Genomic DNA, 22,294 nt, shown 5'->3' with positions numbered 1-22,294 from the left:
GCGGGCAATTGGGGAGAAACAGGACATCATGGAATACACGACGCTCGCGCAACGGCATGCGGTCGAGATCATCGCGATTGTGCTCTTCGTCGTTCCTGCCGTTGCGGCTTGCGGGTGGGCGTGGGCCGCGCGCGAAACACGGGCGTCGGGGCGGGCCGTCGCGGTGTCGGCGCTGGTGACGGTCGCGCTCGGCGCGACGGTGTTCATCGCCATTGCGACGCGAATTGCACAGGGCACGGCGTTTTCATCGGCGGATCAGCGTTTGCTCGACGCCGTGCGCGACGGCACACCCGCACTCGCCGCGCGATGGTTCGCGAATCTCACGCATCTCGGCGATCCCTGGTTTCTCACGCTCGTGTGCGCGCTCATGTGCGCCGCGCTGATCCTCATGCGCCGCTTCGGCCTCGCCGTGTATTTTGCCGCGGTCACGAGCGCGGGCGGCCTGCTCAATCAGGCGCTCAAGGCGATGATGCGCCGCGACCGTCCCACCGGCTCGACAATGCCCTTGCCCGAAAGCTTCGCGTTTCCGAGCGGGCACACGTTCGGATCGATCGTCTGCTACGGCATGTGCGCGTACGTGCTGCTGCGCCTTGCGCCGACGCGCCGCGATCCGCTCATCGTCGCGCTGGCGTGCTTCATCGTGCTGGCGATCGGAACGAGCCGCGTCGTGATCGGCGTGCATTTTCCCGGCGATGTGATCGGCGGTTTCGCGTCGGGCGGCGCGTGGCTCGCGGCGTGCATCGGCGTGGCGGAACTGGCGCGGCGGCGATCGCGTGCACTTTCGGATTAGTTCGATTGTCCCGTCCCCGCGATGCCGATAGCTTCAGACCTTTTGCGAGGACTGAAGCGATGCTCGAATCGAAAGCGTGTGGTGTAGTGGGACTGGTTCTGATCCTGACCGGCCTGAGCGGATGTTCGGTTTTCAGCAAGGACCCTGATCCGCGGGAGTATATGGGCCGCGTGAAAGTCGGCATGACGCGGGAGGACGTCGAAGACAATCTCGGGCCGCCCGATGGCAACTGGGGGCCGTGGCATTCGCAGTGCACCGAATATGCCTTCAAGGATCATGGCGCCGATCGATGGTCGGTCTATTACAACAATCAGCACCGCGTCGTTTATACGGAACACGCGGCATGCAATGTGAAGCGGGCCAAGGAAGTCGGGCTTCGCTGAAAGCCAGAGTCGAGAAACCCCACGCGAGAACGTGGGGTTTTTTGTTTCAGCAGCGCTCGAATGCTATCGCGCGGAAAATCGACGATTTTCGCGAATACTATGAAATGAGCATTCGAATTTGAACGCGCATTAGAAAATATACTTCTCCTGCAATCACGGAGAAGAAGATGAGACGATTCAGCGCGTGGCTATTTGCATTATTGTTAGGAATACTGGTGAGTGGGTGCGGCGCAGGCGATAGTTCCGACGCCGCAAATTCCGCAACCAGAAGCTCGACCGAGCAATCGAACGCGCAGGACAAAGCCACGGCCAAGGGATTCGCGTTGTCCACCGTCATCTGGAAGCAGCTTCCGATCGGCGTGTGCTGGGATCTGAGCAATGCCGACTTCGTGCTTTACGCCACGCAGCGCGACTGGAGCCGGCTCGCGGTCGAGGCGAGTTGGGAGGCGCATTCCGGCATCACGTTCACGGGCTGGCAGCAATGCACGAATGCCCCGAACTACTACGGCATACGGATTTCGGTCGAAGACAGCGCCGCGACCGGGCCGCACACTCAAGGTCTCGGAACGATGCTGAACAACGTCGTCGGCGGAATGGTGCTCAACTTCACTTTCAGGAACTGGAGTCCGAGTTGCGTCGGTCGTGAAGAGTATTGCATCCGCAATATCGCCGCGCACGAGTTCGGCCACGCGATGGGTTTCGCGCACGAGCAGAATCGGCCGGACACGCCGTCGAGCTGCAATGAGCCCGCGCAGGGCACTTATGGCGACACGCTGATCGGCGCGTGGGATCTGGCATCGATCATGAACTACTGCAATCCCGACTGGAACGGCAATGGCCAGTTGAGCACGACGGATATCGTGATGGCGCAGATGTTTTACGGGCCACGGTGAGCCGATTGCTGCGGTAGCTACAGCGCAGCTTTGGTTTCCAATTTTGGATCCAAAATCCTTGATTCAATTTTGATATCGGCGCACAATCCCCCGGAACCGCACTCCATGCGACCGAGGGAGCACCCATGACCGACCGCGCCAACGCTGTTGCGAACCCCTACGTTTCCAGCGAGTCACCGAAGACATCATCGAAATCCAGCCGCGCGGTCACCGCCGCCGTCGTCGGCAACATTCTCGAGTGGTTCGATTTCGGCACCTACGCGTTCCTCGCCACCGTCATCGCCAAAGTGATGTTCCCGACAGGCGACGACTTCGCCGCGATGCTCGGCACCTTCGGCGCGTTCGGCCTCGGCTTCGCCGCGCGTCCGCTCGGCGCGATCATCTTCGGCTGGCTCGGCGACAAGAAAGGCCGCAAGTGGACGCTCACCTTCGTCATGCCGCTGATGGCCGCCGCCACGCTTTTCATGGCGCTGCTGCCGACGTATGCGTCCATCGGCATCATGGCGCCGATCCTGCTCGTCGCGGCGCGCATGTTGCAGGGCATTTCCGTCGGCGGCGAACTGGGCAACGCGGTCGCGTTTCTCGTCGAATGGGCGCCGCCCAACAAGCGCGGTTTCTACGGCAGCTTCCAGCAATGCAGCACGCTCGGCGGCATGCTGCTCGGCTCCGGCGCGGCCGCGCTCATGACGACACTGCTCAGCCAGGAAGCGCTGCTCGACTGGGGCTGGCGCGTGCCGTTCATCGTCGGTGCGATCGTGATCGGGCCGATCGGCTGGATCATCCGCAAGCGCAGCGAAGAGACGCCGGTCTATCAGAGCGCAAGCGACGAAGCGCCCAAGGCGAAGGGCCGCGCGCCCGCGCTGCTCGGCCTGCAGGCGTGCGGGCTCGTGATCGTGTGGACGGTCTCGCTCTACGTGCTGCTCAACTACCTGCCGTCGTTCACGACGAAATACGTCGGCATCCATTCGTCGACGGCGCTGTGGCTCAACACGGCGGGCCTCATCGTGATGACGGCATCGATTCCGTTCTGGGGCGCGGCTTCGGACCGGTTCGGCCGCAAGCCCATCTATACGATCGGTTGCATCGCGTTTCTCGTGCTGCCGTACCCGATCTTCCATCTGATGCTCGAATACAAATCGGCGGCGATCGTCGGCGCGGTGCAGGTGCTGGGCGGCGTGATCATCGGCATTTTCTCGGGCGTCGGGCCGGCCGTGCTGTCCGAACTCTTTCCGACGAAAATCCGCACGACGTGGATGTCGATTGGCTACGGCATCGCCAACGCGGTGTTCGGCGGTTTCGCACCGATGATCTCCATCGCGCTCATCAAGGCGACGGGCTCGCCGCTCTCGCCCGCGTACTTCGTGATGCTCGCCGCGCTGCTTTCCACGATCACGGTCTTCACCATCAAGGAGACGGCGCACGCGCCGCTGCAATAGACATGCGCTGGAATCGAACGCTCACAGTAGTGAACTGCCACGCCGAAGGCGAAGTCGGCAACGTGGTGACGGGCGGCGTTTTCGACGTGCCCGGCGCAACCATGTTCGACAAGATGATGCATCTGGAAGAAGTGCGCGACGACCTGCGCCGCATCTGCATTTTCGAGCCGCGCGGCTCGGCGAATCAGACCGTGAACTTCCTCCTGCCCGCGACCGATCCGCGCGCGCAAATGGGTTACGTGATCGCGGAATCGACCGAGTATCCGGCGATGTCCGGCTCGAACACGATGTGCGTCGCCACCGTGCTGCTCGAAACCGGCATCCTGCCGATGGTCGAGCCCGTCACCGAACTCGTGCTCGAAGCGCCGGCAGGGCTGATCCATCTGCGCTGCGCGTGCGCGAACGGCAAGGTCACGAAGGTCGAGTTCACGAATCAGCCCGCGTTCGCCAATCATCTCGACAGAACGATCGAGGTCGAAGGCGTCGGCAGCCTGAGCGTCGATGTCGGCTATGGCGGCATGACGTATGTGATCGTAGATGCCGAAAAGCTCGGCTTTCGCATCACGCCCGACGAAGCGCGCGAGCTGTGCGAACTCGGGCAGGTCATCAAGGCCGCGGCGGCGGCGCAGTTGCCTTCGCCGCATCCGTTGAATCCGCTCATCAAGGGCATCACGATGACCGAGTTCGTCGGGCCGCTGTCGCGCGAAAACGGCGTGCTGAAGTCGCGCAACACGGTGATCGTGTCGCCGGGCCGCTGCGACCGTTCGCCGTGCGGCACGGGCACGTCCGCGCGGCTCGCGGTGATGCATGCGAAAGGGCTGATCGACGTGGGCGAGACCTTCCTGCACGAGTCGATCATTGGCTCCGTGTTCGAAAGCCGTATCGATTCGGTCACGCGTCTGGGCGACGTTCCCGCGGTCGTGCCGGTCGTTGCGGGTCAGGCGTGGATCACCGCGATTTCGCAGGTCGGCGTCGATCCGACCGATCGCTTTCAGACCGGCTTCACGCTCGCGGATACGTGGTGCGAAGCCGTCGACGACAAGCTCATCAAGTCGCGTGCCGGCTCATGAGCGTGGCGGATGAAGAAATGGCGGACGTCGTCGTGATCGGAGCGGGCATCGTGGGACTGGCTGTTGCATGGGCCGCGCTGCGCGACGGCGCGCGCGTGATCGTGATCGATCGCGATTTCGAAGGCGATCGCGCCTCGCATGGCAACGCGGGCGGCATCGCGGTGACTGAGAGCACGCCTATTGCCGTGCACGGCATGTTCACGAAGGTCGCCAAATGGCTGATGGACCCGCTCGGGCCGCTCGCGCTCGACTGGAAGCATCTGCCGAAGGCGCTGCCGTGGCTGATGGCGTTTCGTCGCGCGAGCGAGCCGGATCGATATCAGGCGATATCGCATGCGCTCGCGTTGCTGAACAACCGCGTCTACGACGACATCCTGCCGATGTTCGACGATATCGGCGCGAGCGCGATGCATTATCGGCGTGGCGCGCTGACGGTCTATGAAACCGACGAAGCCTTCGCCGCCGATCAGCCCGAATGGGCGTTTAAGCGCGAGCTCGGCGCGCGCTGGCATGCGCTGAATGCGCAGCAGGTGCGCGAATGCGAGCCGTCGCTCGCGCCGGTGTTCAGGCATGGCGTGTTTCTCGACGACTGGTCGCATATCGGCGATCCGCGCCGCATCGTCATGCTTTTGCGCGAGCGCGTGCGTACGCTCGGCGCGCGCTTCGTGACCGGCAGCGCGCGTGCGATCGAGTCATCGGATGCGGTCTTGCTGGCGGACGGCAACCGCGTGAAAGGACGACGCATCGTGATCGCGGCGGGCGCGTGGTCGGCGGCGCTGGCGAAATCCATCGGCGATAGCGTATTGCTCGAAAGCGAGCGCGGCTATAACGCGACGCTGCCGAAGCACGGCGTCGCGCTGACGCGCGAAGTGATCTTCGCGGAGCGCAAGTTCGTCGCGACGCCGCTCGATGTGGGCTTGCGCATCGGTGGCGCGGCGGAGTTCGCGGGACTCGATGCGCCGCCGAACTATCGCCGCAGCGATGCGTTGCTCACGCTCGGCAAGCGCTTCATTCCCGGCATCGACGACACGGGCGCCGTGAAATGGATGGGCCATCGTCCCGCGACGCCCGATTCGCTGCCGGTGATCGGCGCATCGCCGCGCATGCCGTCGGTCGTCTATGCATTCGGTCACGGGCATCTCGGCCTGACGCAATCGGCGACGACCGCCGCGCTCGTCGCCGATGTGCTCGCGGGCCGCACGCCACGAGTGCCGCTCGGTCCGTATTCGATCGCGCGTTTCTAAATTGGAGGAGCAACCATGCAAGTGAACTGGAAGGGCGTATTTCCCGCTGTCACGACGAAGCTCAAGCAAGACGGCTCGCTCGACCGCGATGCCATCGTGAGCGGCCTGAACCGTCTGATCGATAACGGCGTCGGCGGTGTCGTGATGATGGGCATGGTCGGAGAGAACGCGCAGCTCACGCCCGAGGAAAAGCGCACCGTGCTGAAGATCGCGGTCGAAACCGTGAACGGACGCGTGCCTGTCATCTCCGGTCTCGCGGAGCTGAACACGGCCAACGCGATGCAATTCGCGAAAGATGCGGAAGCGATCGGCGTGCAAGGCCTGATGGTGTTTCCGGGTCTCACGTATCGCTCGGACGATCGCGAGACCGTCGAATACTATCGGTCGATCGCGCGCTCGACGAAGCTCGGCCTGATGATCTACAACAATCCGCGCGGCTACGGCGTAGACATGCGTCCCGACCTGCTCGCGCAACTCGCCGATGAACCGAACGTCGTCGCGATCAAGGAAGAGACCTACGACACGACGCGCGTCACCGATCTTTACGCGCGCTTCGGCGAGCGTTTCGTCGTGTTCTGCGGCGTCGACGATCTGATCGTGGAATCCGTCGCGCTCGGCGTGAAGGGCTGGGTCTCGGGCATGGCGAACGCGATGCCCAAGGAATCCGTCGACCTGCTGAACTACGCGGTCGATGGCGAATACGACAAGGCGCGCGCGCTGTATCGCGCGTTGATCGACCTGTTCCATCTCGACACGCATGTGAAGCTCGTGCAATACATCAAGCTCGCGGAAAACATCACGGCGGGCTATCCGGAATACGTGAAAGCGCCGCGCCTGATGCTCGAAGGCGAAGAGCGGCGGCGAACCATCGAGATCGTCGAGAAGGCGATCGCGAACGTGCAGGCGCTCGCGCGATGAAATCCACGTTCTTCTGCATCGACGGACACACGTGCGGCAATCCGGTGCGCGTCGTCGCGGGCGGCGCGCCGGTGCTCGAAGGCGCGAACATGATCGAGCGCCGCGCGCACTTCCTGCGCGAGTTCGACTGGATTCGCACCGCGCTCATGTTCGAGCCGCGCGGTCACGAGGTGATGTCCGGCAGCATCCTCTATCCGCCGACGCGCCCCGATTGCGATCTCGCGATTCTCTTCATCGAAGTGAGCGGCTGCCTGCCGATGTGCGGGCACGGCACCATCGGCACGGTGACCACCGCCATCGAACACGGACTCGTGCGGCCGCGCGAGCCGGGCGTGTTGCGGCTCGATACGCCCGCGGGTGTCGTCGTCGCGCGTTATCGGATGAACGGCGAGCATGTGGATTCCGTGCAGCTCGTCAACGTGCCGTCGTTTCTGCATTCGCGCGACTTGTCCGTCGAAGTCGAAGGACTCGGCGAGATTCGTTTCGATGTCGCGTACGGCGGCAACTTCTATGCGATCGTCGAACCGCAGCGCAACTATGAAGGACTGCACGCGCTGAAGCCTTCCGATATTCAGCGCCTGAGTCCCGCGCTGCGCCAGAAGGCGAACGAAAAGTACACGTTCGTGCATCCGGAAAGCGACGCGATACGCGGCCTCAGTCACGTCATGTGGACGGGCGAGCCGACGGTCGAAGGCGCGAGCGCGCGCAACGCCGTGTTTTACGGCGACAAGGCCATCGATCGTTCGCCGTGCGGCACGGGCACGTCGGCGCGCATGGCGCAGCGCGTCGCGAAGGGCCAGTTGAAGATCGGCGAGCGCTTCGTGCACGAAAGCATCATCGGCACCTTGTTCGAGGGCGTGCCGATGGAAGCGGCGCGCGTCGGCGATTTCGATGCGATCGTGCCGGGCATAGAAGGCTGGGCGCGCGTGACCGGCCACAACACGATTTTCGTCGACGACCGCGATCCGCTCGCGCACGGATTCCTGCTGAAATAACCGGGAGAGATCAAGCCATGCTGATTCTGAAAAACGCCCGCGTGCTCGACACCGATCACGAGCGCGACGACGGCCGCTATTCCATCGTCATCGATGGCGACACGATTCGCGAAGTCACGCGCGAGCCGGTGGAGGCGAGCGGCGCGCAGGTGATCGATGTCGGCGGCAAGACGGTGATGCCAGGCATGATCGATTGCCATGTGCATGTGATCGCATCGGTCGCGCATCTCGGCAACAACAGCCGATTGCCCAATACGTTCGCCGTGCTGCGCGCCGTGCCGATTCTCGCGGGCATGTTGAATCGCGGCTTCACGACCGTGCGCGATGCGGGCGGCGCGGATTACGCGCTCTCGCGGGCAATCGAAGACGGCGTGATCGCGGGACCGCGTTTGTTCGTCGCGGGCAAGGCGCTTTCGCAGACCGGCGGACACGGCGATTTTCGCGAGCGCTTCGACAATTCGGACCCGGACCCGTGCGGCTGCAATCGCAACATGGGCGCGATCGGGCGCGTGGTCGATGGCGTCGATGAAATGCGCAAGGCTGTGCGCGAGGAAATGCGTGCGGGCGCGAATCACATCAAGATCATGGCGTCGGGCGGCGTGGCTTCGCCGACCGATCCTATCGGCAACCTGCAATTTTCCGTCGATGAGGTGAAGGCCGCCGTCGAGGAAGCGGAATCGCATCAGACCTATGTGATGGCGCACGCCTACACGGCGAAGGCGATTGCGCGTGTCGTGAAGCTCGGCGTGCGCACGATCGAGCACGGCAATTTGATCGACGACGACACCGCGCGCGTGATGGCCGAGCACGGCGCATACGCGGTGCCGACGCTCGTCACGTATGACGCGATGTCGAAAGTCGGCGCGCAGATGGGCCTCGCGAAAGACACGCTCGACAAGAACGAGTCGGTGCGCAAGCGCGGACTCGAAGCGCTCGCGATGCTGCACGCGCGCGGCGTGAAGATCGGCCTCGGCACGGATCTGCTCGGCGACATGCATCAATATCAAAGCGATGAGCTTGCGATACGCGCGGATATCGTCGGCGCATTCGAGGCGATTCGTCAGGCGACGGCGTTCGGCGCGGAGATCGTGAACATGAAGGGCAAACTCGGCGTCGTCGCGGCGGGTGCGTACGCGGATTTGCTCGTCGTCGATGGCGATCCGCTGAAGGATATTCGCGTGCTCACGGGGCAGGGCGAGCGCATCGCGGGCGTGATGAAGAATGGCGCGTGGGTGCGGGAGACGTTGCGCTGAACCTGCATCCCCCAAGGGAATTTCCTACGGTTCGCCCCTTGCAGGGGCTCCCTTCGGGGCATGCTACGATGCCGCAACAATACACATAAGCATCAAATGAAGCACATGCCTCCGGTCGCCATAAAACAAGGCACAACCGATTCGACGCACAGGATCGTGCGCACGACGACGGTCGAACTCGTCACCACGGCGATCCGGCAGCGCATTCTCTCCGGCGATCTCGCGCCCGGCGAAGTGCTGCGTCAGGAAGCGCTCGCCGACGAACTCGGCGTAAGCCGCGTGCCGATCCGCGAGGCGATCACGCGGCTCACCGGCGAAGGCTTGCTGACTAAGGTGCCGCACAAGGGCGCGTATGTCGCGGAGTTGTCGATAGAAGAAGTGCAGGAGACGTTCGAGATTCGCTTGCGGCTGGAGCCCTGGCTCTTTTCAGAGGCGATCCCGCATATCACCGATGCCGAAATCGCGAAAGCCGAGAAGCTCGTCGGTGAAATGGATCACGCGGATTCGGGCGTGTGGGGTCAACTGAACTGGCGTCTGCACGAAACGCTTTATCTGCCCGCGCGGCGCGACATCACGTTGCAGATGCTGCGCGGACTGCACGATCGCAGCGACCGCTATTTCCGCTTTCAGGTCGTGCAGGTGCCGATCCGCGAGCAGTCGCACGAAGAGCACATGAGCCTGATCGACGCATGCAGAAAGCGCGACGCGAAGCTCGGCGCGAAGCTGCTCGAACAGCACGTCAAGACGGCGGGGCAGCAGATCATCTCGGTGGTCGGGACGATCATGGCGCGATGAGGCGCACCTTCGCGGGAAGCGCGGTATCGCGGGCATCGATTTCGATGTGAGCATCGGCGGTTGCGATTTGCGCGAACGCGGCTTCATCGACCATCACGACCGGCACGTCGGACGCATACAGCTCGTTCGCGACGATCGCGCCTATCGACAGGATCAGATCGCGCTCCGTGAGCACGATGCCCGCCGGGCCCGTGCCGTTGCGTAAGGCCTCGGCGAGCACGCTGCTGCTCGAACTCGATCCGCGCGCACGCGGCATCACGAGAATGCGCGACACGAGGCTCTTGCCATGACCGGCGTGCGTGGCATCGACGATCACGCCGCGTTCCGCATCGTAACCGCCCCAGAAACTGAGCGGCGGCAACGCGATGACTGCGGCGCGCGCGCGGCCCGGAACGAGCGTGACGGCTTCAAACGTTTTCATCGATGCACACCTTTCCTTCGAACGCCGATCGCACGCATTCGCTCATGCTGCCGAACGCGACCGTCACGCCGATGTTCGCCGGCGCGTAATGCGCCCATTTGCCCGAGTTGGTCATCACGAGGCCGCTGACCTGCTTCATCACCGGCGTGATGTACGTGCAGGTATCCACGACGATCTGTACGCCGCGCTCGGCCAGCGTCTTCGCGATGCCTTCCTCTTCGAGTTGCCAGAGCACGAAGCGGCTCGTGTTCACATAGACATCGCAACGCGGCGCGCCTCCGTGACGATCGAAGAGCGACGCGAGCGTGCGGAATTCATCGACGGAAAAGTGCGGCGTGCCGAGCGCGACGGCGGCGAGCGCATCGCCGGGCTTCGCATGGCTCCAGCGCTGGCGCACGGCATGCAGGTCCGATGCGCTGACCGCGATCGTGCGCTCGGGCGCTTGCCCTTGAAGCGCGGCATCGAGCGTCGCGGCTTCCGGCGTGATGCCGACCGCATGAAAGAGCGCCACCGATCCGCTCGATGCCGCCGCCGCGCCGAGCGCCTTCAGTTCGTCTTCGGTGGTGTCGCCGGGCAGGCCGGTGATGGCGGCGACCGTCGCGCCGACCTCGCTGCCGAGCAGGAAGCCGAGCGCGGCGAAATCGGCATCGCGATGCGGCGACGTGCGCAATTCGGGCGCCGCGATCACGATGCGCGCCGCGCGATTCGCCGTGACATGCAGGCCCGCGTTGGGCACGCGGCCGGTGATCGCGGCGGCGAGATCGAGGAAATCGCCGTAGCGGCTCGTGCGCGCGCCGAGCACAGAGTTGGCGAAGACGATCGCGTTCGATTCGGCCCACGCGATCTGATCGCCCAGCTTCGGACGATGCTTCAACTGATAAGGCGCGCACGTGAAGCTCGCTTCACAGCCGAGTTCGATGTGCGCCTCCATGAGCCGCTTGCCCGCGCTCGCGATATGCGCATCGCCATGAAACAGCTCGGGATGGATGAGATCGAGCGAGCCTACGTTGAGCGTGGTCGGCACGGCGACCTTCGCGCCGCTCGCGACGAAGCGCTCGACGAAGTCGAGGCTCGCCGCGCCGTGATAGAGGCAGCCGTCGATATGGGCGGACGAGATGTCGATGAGCGTATCGGCGTCCATGACGCGCGCCGTCGCCGCGACGATGCGCATCGCGAGCGCGAGGCCATCGCCGAGATCGCCTTCGAGCATTTCGGTGTCGCGTGGGGAGAGAGTGAGCATCGGACCGATCATGCAGCGCTGAGAAATGACAGCGCAGGATAACGGATCGGCTCGATGCTGTGCGGACTACCTTCCTCCGAACCGGCGCACGAAGCAATAGAAAATCCACGGATGGATTTTCAGCATCGCCATCACGATCGACAGCTTCGGCCGGTGATCCGAACACATGCCGAGCAGATGCGCGAAACGAAGCCGCTCCGAAACGCTGAGCAGGATCGGTTTCGCCAGCCGATATGTCGGCGCCTTGATGGCCGCCTGAAACGCGATCGTTCGATAGGCGTAGATATACTTCAGCCTAAAGAGCAGACGCCGGTAATTGGGTATCGGCATCGAGGCCGTGCTTTTCTCAACCCGATCGATAATGGCAAAAAGATCCACGATCTTTGGATTGAAGCGTGTCGAAATTCCCGATTCCCGATACATGTATGCATACAAGGTGTCAGGAATGAGGCGCACCGTGTTCGATTTACCGAGTGTCTGGACCGACACGCAGATATCTTCGTAAATCAGTCCGGTCGGATGTTCGACCGCGAGGAAGATCGAGCGGCGCACGAGCTTGTTGAAGCAATAGGCCTGCAGGGAAAGATCGAGGATTCTCTCGACGGCCTGCACGCCGGTGATGGTGGCGTCTCCCGCTTCCACGCGGTAATTGATCTTGCCGTCGGGCGCGATGTTTTCGGCGGCGAACACCACGGCGTCCGCTTTGCTCGTTTCGACTTCGTCGATCACTCTGCGGATGAGATCGTGATGAACGTGATCATCGCTGTCCACGCAAAGTACGTATTCGCCGCGGGCCGCCAGTGCGGCGATCTTGCGGGTTTCGGCGAGACCTTTGTTCTCGAGATTCTTAATAAACTTCCACTGAATTCTGCTTTGCTTCTCCAGAATGCGGGAAGTCATTTCACCAGATCGATCAGGACTGCTGTCGTCAACGGCGATTATCTCGAAGTCGGTGGATGTTTGTGACAAGAGCGAGTCGAGGCATTCTTCGATGTACGGCTCAACTTTGTACACAGGAAGTAGAACACTAATTTTGGGCGATGCGTGCATGTATAGGTATCCCCTCTCCGGGATTTTTGAGGAGAACGATAAGTGGCACAAGGATACTACGTCCTAAATCTCACGTCGGTATTAGGGTCATTGACTATTGCCAGTGCGATATTGGAGTTATTCAGGAGTATTTTCTGATCAAAATGGTCTTCGCCCTGTACTTAATACTTAAGGCATCCTTTTTTTCGCCGATATTGACCGGCTTCCCGCACGAGGCGGTCAATTGAACACAGTGTGTCAGCCGACCTGAGCAGGCTGTCGCCGCGCGTGCCGCCGCGGTTGTCTCCACGGTGATGGCATCCTCCTTGCATGTGCGTGTCCCCTCGGTCTTGCGAACCATCGTTCAGCTTTTAAAGGAGAGTGCTCATGAGTCTCGATCTGACGTTTCGTGCAGGCGAAGCAACCGTGCTGGCCGCAGCGGGACAGGCGACCGATGCGATGCCGGAAATCCTGATCGGCCGTGTCGATGGACCTGTCGGCCACGCGTTCGCCAACATGATGGCGCAGTCGAAAGGACATACGGCGATGTTCGCGATTCGCGCCTGCAACCAGATGGTCCGCCCCGCGACCATGATCGTCCCGAAGGTCACGCTGAAGGACATGGCGAACATCGACCTCTTCGGCGGCGTCGTGCAGTCCGCGACCGCGGACGCCGTGGTCGATTGTTTGATCGAAGGCATCCTGCCGAAAGATCAGGCCAATGAGTTGTGCATCATCAGCCTCGTGTGGATCGATCCGCGTTGCGCAACGGATGCGAATCTCGACAAGAAGGACATGTATCGTACGAACTACGAGGCGACGAAACTCGCCATTCAACGCGCGATGAGCAACGAGCCGAGCGTGGAGGAACTCATCGCGAATCGTCATAGCATCAAGCACGACATGGACGACTGGAGCTGAGGCCGGCTTCCCGATCGAGATGCTAAGGTGTACGGGAGAATCGGCGCGTCAGATCGACGACCTCGCGCGCTCGTCGCCTGCCGAGCTCGCGAGACGCTGCTAGACTGAACATCCGTGCCGAATAGCGCGAACTGCGCGCATCCTACGATCATGCACTGCAACATGCGCTGGCGCATCGCAGAAGCACCGTCTCTCTATAGCCGGCCCCTATCGGCGGCATTGCAAAAATCGCATTCTATTGAGCGTCGCTCTCACGTATTTTCTAAGTTGAGGAGGGCGGCCGGACGCGTCGCGCACGCCCGATGCAGGCCACGAAATCCCTTACGGATCAGGTTTGTGCAGCACGGCAAGACATGAACCTGAAGCCTTGATGGTGAGTAGTAAAAGAACTAGTGGGTACGTCCTCGCAAGGAGATAACGCATGTCGAACGAATCGAAGTGCCCGTTTACGCATGCTGCCGGCACCGGAACGACGAACCGTGACTGGTGGCCGCGGCAACTACGGGTGGATCTGTTGAATCAGCATTCCGGCAAGTCGAATCCGCTCGAATCGGGCTTCGACTACGCCGAAGCTTTCAAAAGCCTCGATCTCGCCGCGGTCAAGAAGGACCTCGCGGAAGTCATGACCGATTCGAAGGACTGGTGGCCCGCCGACTTCGGGCATTACGGTCCGCTATTCATCCGCATGGCGTGGCACAGCGCGGGCACCTACCGTATCGGCGACGGCAGGGGAGGCGGTGGCCGCGGCCAGCAACGTTTTGCGCCGCTCAACAGCTGGCCGGACAACGTCAGCCTCGACAAGGCGCGCCGGCTGCTTTGGCCGGTGAAGCAGAAGTACGGCCAGAAACTCTCCTGGGCCGATCTGATCATTCTGTCCGGCAATGTCGCGCTGGAGACGATGGGCTTCAAGACCTTCGGCTTCGCGGGCGGACGCGAGGACACATGGGAGCCGGATCAGGACGTCTACTGGGGCAATGAGAAGACCTGGCTCGGCGGCGATGTCCGCTACGGCAAGGGCGCGGCCGGCAACGACCAGGATCAGGGCGTGATTACCGCCGACGTGGAGAAGCACGGCGAGGAAGTCAGTCGCACCGACGGCGGCCGCAATCTGGAGAATCCGCTCGGCGCGGTGCAGATGGGCCTGATCTATGTCAATCCGGAAGGTCCGGACGGCAACCCCGATCCGCTCGCGGCGGCGCACGACATCCGCGAGACGTTCGCGCGCATGGCGATGAACGACGAGGAAACCGTCGCGCTGATCGCGGGCGGCCACACCTTCGGCAAGACGCACGGCGCAGGTCCGGCGGATAACGTCGGTCCCGAACCGGAATCGGCGGATGTGGAAAACATGGGCCTCGGCTGGAAGAACAGCTTCGGCTCCGGCAAGGGCGCGGACACGATCACAAGCGGCCTCGAAGTAACCTGGACCACGACCCCGACGAAGTGGGGCCAGGGGTTCTGGGAGAACCTGTTCGGCTACGAATGGGAACTGACCAAGAGCCCGGCGGGCGCGAATCAGTGGGTCGCGAAGGACTCGACCGAAACCGTTCCGCACGCGTACGATCCGTCGAAGAAGATCAAGCCGACCATGCTGACGACGGACCTGTCGCTACGGTTCGATCCGGAATACGCGAAGATTTCGAAGCGTTTCTGGGAGAACCCCGACCAGTTCGCCGACGCCTTCGCCCGTGCGTGGTTCAAGCTGACGCACCGCGACATGGGGCCGAAGGCGCGCTATCTCGGACCGGAAGTGCCGCAGGAAGAACTGCTGTGGCAGGACCCGATTCCCGCAGTCGATCATCCGCTCGTCGGGGATGACGACGTCGCGGCGCTCAAGCAGAAAGTGCTGGCGTCGGGGTTGTCGATTTCCGAGCTGGCATCGGCGGCGTGGGCATCGGCATCGACGTTCCGCGGCTCCGACAAGCGCGGCGGCGCGAACGGCGCGCGCGTCCGCCTGGCACCGCAGAAAGACTGGGCAGCGAACGATCCAGAACAACTCGGCAAGGTGCTGACGGCGCTCGAAGGCATCCAGAAGGAGTTCAACGGCGCGCAATCCGGCGGCAAGAAGATTTCGCTCGCCGATCTGATCGTGCTGGCGGGTGGCGCGGCGATCGAAAAGGCAGCGGAGAAGGCCGGCAAGAAGGTCACGGTGCCGTTCACGCCGGGCCGCATGGACGCCACGCAGGACAAGACGGACGTGCAGTCGGTCTCGGCGCTCGAACCGGTCGCCGATGGCTTTCGCAACTACGTCAAGTCCAACGTGCGCGTGCCCGTCGAGTCGCTGCTGATCGACAAGGCGCAATTGCTGACGCTGACCGCGCCGGAGATGACGGCGCTGATCGGCGGTTTGCGCGCGCTGAACGTGTCGAGCGGAAAGAGCGCGCACGGCGTCTTCACCGACAAGCCCGAAACGCTCACCAACGACTTCTTCGTCAACCTGCTCGACATGGACACGGAGTGGCAACCGATGTCGTCGGCCCGCGATGTGTTCGAAGGGCGCGATCGCAAGACGGGTCAGCGCAAGTGGACCGGCAGCCGCGTCGATCTGATCTTCGGTTCGCATTCGGTGTTGCGCGCGCTCGCCGAGGTCTATGCGAGCAGCGACGGTCAGGAGAAATTCGTCGATGACTTCGTCGCGGCCTGGACGAAGGTGATGAATCTCGATCGCTTCGATCTGAAGAAGTAAGCAGCAGCAGCATCAGCGCAAGCGGCGGTCCTTCGGGACCGCCGTTTTTTTGTCTGCGATTTCAATGCGCCACGCGCGCGGGCCGCTGCTTGAACAGAAATCCGCACACGACGATGAACATCACGAGCGCGATCGACGCGCCGTAGCGGCTCATCGCGAGTCCGCCATGCGCGACCGGCTTGTCGAGGAAATCGCCGACCACCGCGCCGAGCGGCCGCGTCAGAATGAACGCGCCCCAGAACAGCACCGTGCGCGACACCGCCGTGAAGTAATACAAAAGCACGATCACCAGCAGCAAGCCGCCGAAAATCATCGCCGCGCCCGTATAGCCGAAGCCCGCGCTGTCGGCGGTCCAGTCGCCGAGCGCGGTGCCGAGCGTCTGCGAGAACATGATCGTCAGCCAGTAGAACGCTTCGGCTTTCGGCGATGCGATCGTCGATACCGAGACCGAGCCCATCGCGCGATACCACACCGCGAGCGATGTCAGCAGCAGCGCGAGCAGGATCGCGCTTCCGCCCGCATAGCCGATGCCGAGCGAGCGGTCGGCGAAGTCGGCGAGCGTGGTGCCGACCGTCGTCGTCGCGATGATCGTGATCCAGTAGAGCGCGGGCTGGAACCGGTCCGCTTTGATCTGAGCAATCACCGCGACGGCGAACACGGCCGCGAAGATGAACGTGCTCATCAGATAGCCGAGATTCATCGACATCGAAAGGGCGTCGCCGCCGGTTTCGCCGAGCGTCGTCGCCGCGATCTTGATGATCCAGAATGCCAGGGTCAGTTCCGGAACCTTGGCGAGCGCATGTTTTGCGTGGTCCATGTCGTCTCTCATGGTTTGGAAAGGCTCAAGCGTAGTGGGTGCTTGCTTAAGAGAGACTTAGTGACGAGCACGCTTTCGGTCGATCGCGTATCGTCTACGTTCCGACGCGATTTTCCACAGGAGACACGCCATGCCCCGCACCGTCGCCGAGAAACGCGCAGCCTTTCGCGCACTGCACGAATCCGGATGCTTCATGTTGCCGAATCCCTGGGACATCGGTTCCGCGCGCTATCTGGAGACGCTCGGCTTCAAGGCGCTCGCGACGACCAGTTCGGGCTTCGCATGGTCGAAGGGCCGCGCGGACAATCACGTAACGCGCGACGCGGTGCTCGCTCATTTGCGCGAGATCGTCGAAGCGACCGATCTGCCCGTGAACGCGGACTTCGAAAGCGGGTTCGGCGCGACGCCGGACGATGTCGCGCATAGCGTGAAGCTCGCGGTGGCAACGGGCGTCGCGGGCTTGTCCATCGAAGATTCGACGGGCGATGCATCGTCGCCGCTGTTTCCGGTCGATGTCGCCGTGGCGCGCATGAAAGCAGCGCGGCGCGCGATCGACGAAACCGGCGGCGACACCTTGCTCGTCGGCCGCGCGGAGAATTTCTTCGCGGGCAGGCCCGATATCGACGATGCGATCGCGCGTCTCACAGCGTATTCCGATGCCGGCGCGGATTGCCTCTATGCGCCCGGCATCAAGACGCGCGAGCAGATCGAGGCGGTCGTGAAGGCGGTCGGATCGAAGCCTGTGAATCTGCTGATCGGCGGTGTGTCGGAATTCACGTTGAGCGATGTCGCGGCGCTCGGCGTGCGGCGCGTGAGCGTCGGCGGAGGGCTTGCGCGCGCCGCTTGGGGCGGATTCATGCGCGCCGCGCAAGGGCTCGCCGATGGCCGTTTCGATGGCTTCAAGGATGCGGCGGCGGGCAACGATCTGAATGGAATTTTCGAGGGTCGCGCGTAGTTCTTCACCGTAAAGGAGACGATGAAATGGCTCGCGAAATCATCCGTGTCGAACCGCTTTCGACCTGGCTCGAACGATTCAAGGCGCCGACGTCCGCCGTCACGCGCCACGGCGACACGGTCTACGTGTCGGGCTTTCCGCCGTTCGATCCGCAGACCGGCGAGGTCGTGGCGAATGCAACCATCGAGCGTCAGACCGAACTCGTGTTGCAGCAGTTGAAGCTGTGCGTCGAGGCGGCAGGTTCGTCGCTCGATCAGGTGCTGAAGTGCAATGTCTACTGCACGTCCGTCGATGCGTTTCCCGTCGTCAACGCGGTCTATGCGCGTTTCTTCGGACCGAACCCGCCGGCACGCATCTTCGTCAACGTGCCGGCGTGGCCGGGAGGCTTCGACATCGAGATCGATTGCGTGGCGGCGATGGCCTGAGCGCCGGTATCGTCGATATCGTCAGTCCGCGTGCGCCCGATCGAACGCCCAGACTTCCGGAAAGCCCATCAGCTCGCACATCTCGGAGAACGGATACATCGCGCCGACAGCGCCTTGCGTGCCTTTGCGCGCGAGGATTTCGCCGTAGACATCCTTGAGCGCCTTCGCGACGGACAGAAACCCGGACGCCGGATAAATCGCGAGCGAGAATCCGAGCTTCTGCAACTCCTCGGGCGCGAGTTGCGGCGTGCGTCCGCCTTCGACGACATTCACGAGCAGCGGCATATCGAACGTGCGCCCGATTTTCTCCAGTTCTTCCACCGTCTCCGGCGATTCGATGAACAACACGTCCGCGCCCGCCTTCGCATACGCGTCGCCGCGACGCAGCGCTTCATCGAGCCCGAGCGATGTGCGGGCATCGGTTCGTGCGACGATCTGAAAGTTGCCATCGCTACGACTTTCCGCGGCGACCTTGATCTTGCGGACCATGTCTTCCATCGCGATGACACGCCGTCCCGGCGTATGCCCGCACTTCTTCGGGAATTCCTGATCTTCGAGCTGGATGCCCGCAGCGCCCGCCTGCTCGTAACCCCGCACCGTGTGCGCGACATTGAGCAGGCCGCCATAACCCGTGTCGCCGTCGCAGATCATCGGCGTATTCGTGCCGCCGCAAAACGCCGCGACGCGATTCACCATGTCGGTGTAAGTCGCGAGCCCCGCGTCGGGCAAGCCGAGGTAGGACGCGACCGTGCCGAAGCCCGTCATGTAGAGGCATTCGAAGCCCATCGAATCGGCCATTTTCGCGGAGATCATGTCGAAGATGCCGGGCGCGGTGACGATTTCCTTGCGCGCAAAACGCGCTTTCAATGCCTGACGCTTGCTTTCATGCGTGACGCTCATGACGGTTTCCTCAGAAAGGTTCAACGATGCGATTCGCGCGACAGCGCCGACGCCGCGAGCGTGCCGTCGGTGTCGGGCGAAGGCGCGATTTCTTCCAGCGAGCGGCGGTTCGTCTCGATGTCGAACACCGCCAGCACGACGGCCATCACGACGAGCGCGCCGATGATCATCGACAGCACGTCCTTCACGCCGCCCGCCGTGTACATCACGACGACGAGTTGCGGCGCGAGGATGCCCGTGACGCGTCCCGCGCAACCCGCGACGCCGTTCGCGCGCATGCGGTTTTCGGTCGCGAAGAGTTCGGGAATGTACGTCGCGATGCCGAGCGCGACCATCAGATAGGTCAGCGTGAAAAGCAGGAAGCCGAGCAGCGTGGCCATCGCGACGCCGGTGGAGTGTCCGTAGAGCCAGCCGATGACCGCCGCAAGCACCGATACCGCGATCAGGCCGTTCTTGCGCCCGACGCGATCGGCGATCAGCACGCCGACGAGCGCGCCCGCGGGGCCGCCCAGCGACATCAACGTGGTATAGCCGAGCGACGACGCCATGCCGATGCCCTGCTTCATCAGGAACGTCGGCACCCACACGATGAAGCCGTAGATGACCATGTTCACCGCGATCTGCACGACGATCGACACGAATGTGCGGCGAATCAGCGACGGCGAGAACAGCTCGATCAGCGTGGTCTTCTTCGTCACGGTGCGCGGCGCGTCGTCGATGGGCGGCAGCGGCGCGCGGCGCGACGATTCTTCCTCGGCGGCGCGCAGGATCGCTTCGGCTTCGTCGTAGCGGCCTTTCGATTCGAGCCAGCGCGGCGATTCGGGCATCTTCTTTCGAATGACCCACACGATCATTGCGCCGATGCCGACGATCGCGAACATCGCGCGCCAGCCGATCGTCGGAATGATCAGATAGCCGAGAAACGTCGAGAAAAAGAGCGCCGAATTCGTGATGAGCGACAGATACGCCGACCACTTGCCGCGCACGGCGGGCGGCATGAACTCGCCGACCGAGCCGTAACCGACGACGATCTCCGCGCCCAATCCGAGCCCCATGAAGAAGCGGCACACGATGAGCCACGTCATGTTCGGTGCGAACGCGCCGGCGATCGAGGCGAGGCCGAACACCGCGAGATTGAACTGATAGGTGAACTTGCGGCCTTTCGCGTCGCCGAGCACGCCCGCCGTGAACGCGCCGATCAGCATGCCGACGAATGTCGACGAGAGGAACGCGGCGTTGAGCTGCATCGTCGACCAGCCGGTCTTGGCCAATGCGCCGAGCACGCCGCCCGCGAGATAGATGTCGAACGAATCGAGGAACATGCCCGCGCCGATCAGCCACAGCACGCGTTTGTGAAAGCCGGAGATCGGTAATCGGTCCAGACGCGGACCGGCGCTCACGGTGCTTATGGTCGTGCCATCGGTGCTCAGCATGTCGTGTCTCCCATGTCGCTCGCGCGACTATTCAACGACGGTTCGTAATGCTGTTTCGACCCGGAGCGCTTCAGGCTCAGGACGCGGAATGTTCCCGGTCGTGACGGTCGAGCACCGCCTTTTCGGCGGCGAGAATATGGCAGCGCGTGATGGCTTCCGCCCACGCGGCGTTGCGCTGTTCGAGCGCCAGAACGATTTCGACATGCTGGCGCGCGCTGCGCTCGCGGTCTTCGTCGCTATAGGTGTCGAAGGTCCACTTGATGAGCGGCGTTTCCTTCATCGACTTGAGCGAGCGATCGAGGCGCGCGTTGTTCGCGGCGGCCGTGATGATCGCGTGAAATTCGCCGTTCGCGGTGAACCACGCTTCGCAGGATTCGGATGTCGATGGACGTCGCGTGATGTCGAGCATCGCTTCGGCGAGCGCTTTCAGGCGCGCGATGTCCGATGCGCCGATCGCGAGCGCCGCGCGCCCGGCGAGATAAGGCTCGATCAGAAGACGCGCCTCGAAAATCTCGCGCGCGTCCTGCACCGTCCACGCTTTCACGCGCACGCCGAAGTTCGCGCGCGTTTCGACCCAGCCTTCGGCATCGAGCCGGCGCAATGCTTCGCGCACCGGCGTGCGGCTCACGCCGAGGCTTTTGGCGAGCTGTTCCTCGCGCAGATATTGACCCGCGCCGTACTGGCCGTCCGCGAGCGCCTCTTTGATGGCGACGTACACGTCATCGGCCGAACGCGACGGTTCGGGCGGGATTGTATGCAAAGCGGGTTGAGTCTGCGCCACTTCGGCCTCGTTTCCAGCAATCGACGAGACTATTGTATGCAATGTTGGCGCGTTGAAACGTGGGGATTTCCCGCAGTGTCCGCTTACTTCCTGCGCTTCGCCATGTAGCCGAGATAGGCGATGACCGCATCGAGATCGCTGTCGCTGATCGCGTTCTTGTCGAAGGCGGGCATTTTCATGTCGGACCAGGCGCGGATCGACTTCGGGTCGCGGATGAACGATTTGAGCGCCCACGGCTGGAAATATTCGGTCGGATTGCGCGGGAGGTTCAGGTCCGGACCCATCGATGCATCGCCCGCGCCGTTCAGCTTGTGGCACACCATGCATTGCGTCGCGAAGACGGCCTGACCGCGACGAATTGGTGAATTCGGCGGCACGCTCTTGTCGACGGCGATTTGCGGGAAGCGCGCGGCGAGCGTCGGCGCGATGCGGATCGCGTCGACCTTGAAGGGCCATTGCTCGCTCGACACGCCCGACGCGGCCGGATCGATCCACACGACATAGAAAGGACCGATATCGCCGCCGTCCGGCAATCGCGGCCAGGGTTCGTCGGGTGACTCGATCGCAAGCCACGGCTCGGCGCGCTTCTTCGCATCGCCGAAGAGCAACTTCGCGGAAAAGTGCGTGACGAAGCCGTCGCTCGCGGTGACCTGAAGCTCCTTGCCGGCGGGCAATTCCGTGATGCCGAGCAGCGCGCGCAACGGGACCGCGCGATACGTCATCGTGCGGTGAAACGTGACATCGTTCGGCACGCGGATCGTCGCGACATCGGGACGCGCGAGCAACTGCTCGGTCGTGAGCGAGCGCTCGCCGCCGACGTTGATCGCGAGCGTCGCGGCCATCGACGAAGTGCAGGCGAGTAGCAGACTCACGAGCGCGAATGCATGTCTGAAGCTCATTCGATCTCTC

General features: G+C 62.9%; 22 protein-coding genes. 14 read left to right on the top strand and 8 right to left on the bottom strand.

Features of this window, described 5'->3' with window-relative positions; translation table 11 throughout:
• The first annotated feature begins 28 nt into the window (after window positions 1-28).
• The 10 genes from ACEN42_RS29780 (at window position 29) to ACEN42_RS29735 (ending at window position 9,777) form a co-directional block, all read left to right on the top strand.
• The gene (locus ACEN42_RS29780; protein ID WP_371883307.1) at window positions 29-790 is read left to right on the top strand and encodes a phosphatase PAP2 family protein; all 762 of its coding nucleotides are present in this window, start codon (window positions 29-31) and stop codon (window positions 788-790) included.
• Between the two features lie 59 nt (window positions 791-849).
• Entirely contained in the window at window positions 850-1,173 is a 324-nt protein-coding gene (locus ACEN42_RS29775; protein WP_371883306.1) for a hypothetical protein, read from the top strand.
• Window positions 1,174-1,496: 323 nt separating this feature from the next.
• Complete coding sequence (locus ACEN42_RS29770) at window positions 1,497-2,066, top strand: M12 family metallopeptidase (RefSeq protein WP_371883305.1); 570 nt, start codon at window positions 1,497-1,499, stop codon at window positions 2,064-2,066.
• A gap of 125 nt (window positions 2,067-2,191) precedes the next feature.
• Complete coding sequence (locus tag ACEN42_RS29765; protein WP_238210860.1) at window positions 2,192-3,502, top strand: MFS transporter; 1,311 nt, start codon at window positions 2,192-2,194, stop codon at window positions 3,500-3,502.
• Between the two features lie 2 nt (window positions 3,503-3,504).
• Window positions 3,505-4,572 (top strand): proline racemase family protein, encoded by a 1,068-nt coding sequence (locus tag ACEN42_RS29760; protein WP_187603830.1) that lies wholly within the window; start codon window positions 3,505-3,507, stop codon window positions 4,570-4,572.
• A 17-nt stretch (window positions 4,573-4,589) separates the two neighbouring features.
• On the top strand, window positions 4,590-5,816 hold the full coding sequence (locus tag ACEN42_RS29755) for an NAD(P)/FAD-dependent oxidoreductase (protein WP_374191219.1): 1,227 nt from the start codon (window positions 4,590-4,592) through the stop codon (window positions 5,814-5,816).
• A gap of 15 nt (window positions 5,817-5,831) precedes the next feature.
• Complete coding sequence (locus tag ACEN42_RS29750) at window positions 5,832-6,734, top strand: dihydrodipicolinate synthase family protein (protein ID WP_371883303.1); 903 nt, start codon at window positions 5,832-5,834, stop codon at window positions 6,732-6,734.
• A complete protein-coding gene (locus tag ACEN42_RS29745) occupies window positions 6,731-7,729 on the top strand; it encodes a 4-hydroxyproline epimerase (protein WP_371883302.1) in 999 nt (332 codons plus the stop codon). The genes ACEN42_RS29750 and ACEN42_RS29745 overlap by 4 nt, the downstream gene beginning before the upstream one ends.
• Before the next feature lie 17 nt (window positions 7,730-7,746).
• The gene (locus tag ACEN42_RS29740; protein WP_371883301.1) at window positions 7,747-8,982 is read left to right on the top strand and encodes an amidohydrolase family protein; all 1,236 of its coding nucleotides are present in this window, start codon (window positions 7,747-7,749) and stop codon (window positions 8,980-8,982) included.
• Window positions 8,983-9,087: 105 nt separating this feature from the next.
• Window positions 9,088-9,777 (top strand): GntR family transcriptional regulator, encoded by a 690-nt coding sequence (locus ACEN42_RS29735; protein WP_238211444.1) that lies wholly within the window; start codon window positions 9,088-9,090, stop codon window positions 9,775-9,777.
• Here the strand turns inward: ACEN42_RS29735 and ACEN42_RS29730 are convergent.
• From ACEN42_RS29730 to ACEN42_RS29720, 3 genes are all read right to left on the bottom strand, one after another.
• On the bottom strand, window positions 9,764-10,198 hold the full coding sequence (locus ACEN42_RS29730; protein ID WP_371883300.1) for an aconitase X swivel domain-containing protein: 435 nt from the start codon (window positions 10,196-10,198) through the stop codon (window positions 9,764-9,766). The two genes, ACEN42_RS29735 and ACEN42_RS29730, sit on opposite strands and share 14 nt — an antisense overlap.
• Window positions 10,185-11,438, bottom strand: a complete 1,254-nt coding sequence (locus tag ACEN42_RS29725) for an aconitase X (protein ID WP_371883299.1) — start codon at window positions 11,436-11,438, stop codon at window positions 10,185-10,187. The genes ACEN42_RS29730 and ACEN42_RS29725 overlap by 14 nt, the downstream gene beginning before the upstream one ends.
• Window positions 11,439-11,504: 66 nt before the next feature.
• On the bottom strand, window positions 11,505-12,488 hold the full coding sequence (locus ACEN42_RS29720; RefSeq protein WP_187603836.1) for a glycosyltransferase family 2 protein: 984 nt from the start codon (window positions 12,486-12,488) through the stop codon (window positions 11,505-11,507).
• Window positions 12,489-12,854: 366 nt separating this feature from the next.
• Here ACEN42_RS29720 and fae point away from each other — a divergent pair, with 366 nt between their 5' ends.
• The gene (gene fae, locus ACEN42_RS29715; protein ID WP_187603837.1) at window positions 12,855-13,388 is read left to right on the top strand and encodes a formaldehyde-activating enzyme; all 534 of its coding nucleotides are present in this window, start codon (window positions 12,855-12,857) and stop codon (window positions 13,386-13,388) included.
• A 421-nt stretch (window positions 13,389-13,809) separates the two neighbouring features.
• Window positions 13,810-16,074 carry a catalase/peroxidase HPI gene (gene katG / locus ACEN42_RS29710; protein WP_238210875.1) on the top strand — a complete coding sequence of 755 codons (2,265 nt, stop codon included), beginning with the start codon at window positions 13,810-13,812 and terminating at the stop codon, window positions 16,072-16,074.
• Between the two features lie 61 nt (window positions 16,075-16,135).
• Here the strand turns inward: katG and ACEN42_RS29705 are convergent, their stop codons facing one another.
• Window positions 16,136-16,891 (bottom strand): hypothetical protein, encoded by a 756-nt coding sequence (locus ACEN42_RS29705; protein WP_238210877.1) that lies wholly within the window; start codon window positions 16,889-16,891, stop codon window positions 16,136-16,138.
• Window positions 16,892-17,021: 130 nt separating this feature from the next.
• Between ACEN42_RS29705 and ACEN42_RS29700 the strand changes: the two genes are divergently transcribed.
• Both ACEN42_RS29700 and ACEN42_RS29695 read left to right on the top strand, forming a co-directional pair.
• The gene (locus ACEN42_RS29700; protein WP_371883298.1) at window positions 17,022-17,846 is read left to right on the top strand and encodes an oxaloacetate decarboxylase; all 825 of its coding nucleotides are present in this window, start codon (window positions 17,022-17,024) and stop codon (window positions 17,844-17,846) included.
• A gap of 26 nt (window positions 17,847-17,872) precedes the next feature.
• A complete protein-coding gene (locus ACEN42_RS29695) occupies window positions 17,873-18,271 on the top strand; it encodes a RidA family protein (RefSeq protein ID WP_238210879.1) in 399 nt (132 codons plus the stop codon).
• A gap of 21 nt (window positions 18,272-18,292) precedes the next feature.
• On the opposite strand, the gene ACEN42_RS29690 is transcribed toward ACEN42_RS29695, so the two are convergent.
• From ACEN42_RS29690 to ACEN42_RS29675, 4 genes are all read right to left on the bottom strand, one after another.
• On the bottom strand, window positions 18,293-19,171 hold the full coding sequence (locus ACEN42_RS29690) for an oxaloacetate decarboxylase (RefSeq protein ID WP_371883297.1): 879 nt from the start codon (window positions 19,169-19,171) through the stop codon (window positions 18,293-18,295).
• 20 nt (window positions 19,172-19,191) lie between these two features.
• On the bottom strand, window positions 19,192-20,604 hold the full coding sequence (locus ACEN42_RS29685; protein WP_371883296.1) for an MFS transporter: 1,413 nt from the start codon (window positions 20,602-20,604) through the stop codon (window positions 19,192-19,194).
• Window positions 20,605-20,680: 76 nt separating this feature from the next.
• Window positions 20,681-21,385 carry a GntR family transcriptional regulator gene (locus ACEN42_RS29680; protein WP_250485667.1) on the bottom strand — a complete coding sequence of 235 codons (705 nt, stop codon included), beginning with the start codon at window positions 21,383-21,385 and terminating at the stop codon, window positions 20,681-20,683.
• 83 nt (window positions 21,386-21,468) lie between these two features.
• Entirely contained in the window at window positions 21,469-22,284 is an 816-nt protein-coding gene (locus tag ACEN42_RS29675; protein WP_371883295.1) for a cytochrome c, read from the bottom strand.
• Between the last annotated feature and the right edge of the window lie 10 nt (window positions 22,285-22,294).

It is taken from the genome of Caballeronia sp. S22 (genome assembly GCF_964261745.1).
GTDB classification, from domain to species: domain Bacteria; phylum Pseudomonadota; class Gammaproteobacteria; order Burkholderiales; family Burkholderiaceae; genus Caballeronia; species Caballeronia jiangsuensis.
This window is presented reverse-complemented; position numbering and strand designations above follow the sequence as displayed.

Bases quoted from the DNA above. Each gene is read 5' to 3' on its own strand.
- ACEN42_RS29780 (WP_371883307.1), top strand. From the start codon at position 29: ATGGAATACACGACGCTCGCGCAACGGCATGCGGTCGAGATCATCGCG.
- ACEN42_RS29775 (WP_371883306.1), top strand. From the start codon at position 850: ATGCTCGAATCGAAAGCGTGTGGTGTAGTGGGACTGGTTCTGATCCTG.
- ACEN42_RS29765 (WP_238210860.1), top strand. From the start codon at position 2,192: ATGACCGACCGCGCCAACGCTGTTGCGAACCCCTACGTTTCCAGCGAG.
- ACEN42_RS29760 (WP_187603830.1), top strand. From the start codon at position 3,505: ATGCGCTGGAATCGAACGCTCACAGTAGTGAACTGCCACGCCGAAGGC.
- ACEN42_RS29755 (WP_374191219.1), top strand. From the start codon at position 4,590: ATGGCGGACGTCGTCGTGATCGGAGCGGGCATCGTGGGACTGGCTGTT.
- ACEN42_RS29750 (WP_371883303.1), top strand. From the start codon at position 5,832: ATGCAAGTGAACTGGAAGGGCGTATTTCCCGCTGTCACGACGAAGCTC.
- ACEN42_RS29745 (WP_371883302.1), top strand. From the start codon at position 6,731: ATGAAATCCACGTTCTTCTGCATCGACGGACACACGTGCGGCAATCCG.
- ACEN42_RS29740 (WP_371883301.1), top strand. From the start codon at position 7,747: ATGCTGATTCTGAAAAACGCCCGCGTGCTCGACACCGATCACGAGCGC.
- ACEN42_RS29735 (WP_238211444.1), top strand. From the start codon at position 9,088: ATGCCTCCGGTCGCCATAAAACAAGGCACAACCGATTCGACGCACAGG.
- ACEN42_RS29730 (WP_371883300.1), bottom strand. From the start codon at position 10,198: ATGAAAACGTTTGAAGCCGTCACGCTCGTTCCGGGCCGCGCGCGCGCC.
- ACEN42_RS29725 (WP_371883299.1), bottom strand. From the start codon at position 11,438: ATGCTCACTCTCTCCCCACGCGACACCGAAATGCTCGAAGGCGATCTC.
- ACEN42_RS29720 (WP_187603836.1), bottom strand. From the start codon at position 12,488: ATGCACGCATCGCCCAAAATTAGTGTTCTACTTCCTGTGTACAAAGTT.
- fae (WP_187603837.1), top strand. From the start codon at position 12,855: ATGAGTCTCGATCTGACGTTTCGTGCAGGCGAAGCAACCGTGCTGGCC.
- katG (WP_238210875.1), top strand. From the start codon at position 13,810: ATGTCGAACGAATCGAAGTGCCCGTTTACGCATGCTGCCGGCACCGGA.
- ACEN42_RS29705 (WP_238210877.1), bottom strand. From the start codon at position 16,891: ATGGACCACGCAAAACATGCGCTCGCCAAGGTTCCGGAACTGACCCTG.
- ACEN42_RS29700 (WP_371883298.1), top strand. From the start codon at position 17,022: ATGCCCCGCACCGTCGCCGAGAAACGCGCAGCCTTTCGCGCACTGCAC.
- ACEN42_RS29695 (WP_238210879.1), top strand. From the start codon at position 17,873: ATGGCTCGCGAAATCATCCGTGTCGAACCGCTTTCGACCTGGCTCGAA.
- ACEN42_RS29690 (WP_371883297.1), bottom strand. From the start codon at position 19,171: ATGAGCGTCACGCATGAAAGCAAGCGTCAGGCATTGAAAGCGCGTTTT.
- ACEN42_RS29685 (WP_371883296.1), bottom strand. From the start codon at position 20,604: ATGCTGAGCACCGATGGCACGACCATAAGCACCGTGAGCGCCGGTCCG.
- ACEN42_RS29675 (WP_371883295.1), bottom strand. From the start codon at position 22,284: ATGAGCTTCAGACATGCATTCGCGCTCGTGAGTCTGCTACTCGCCTGC.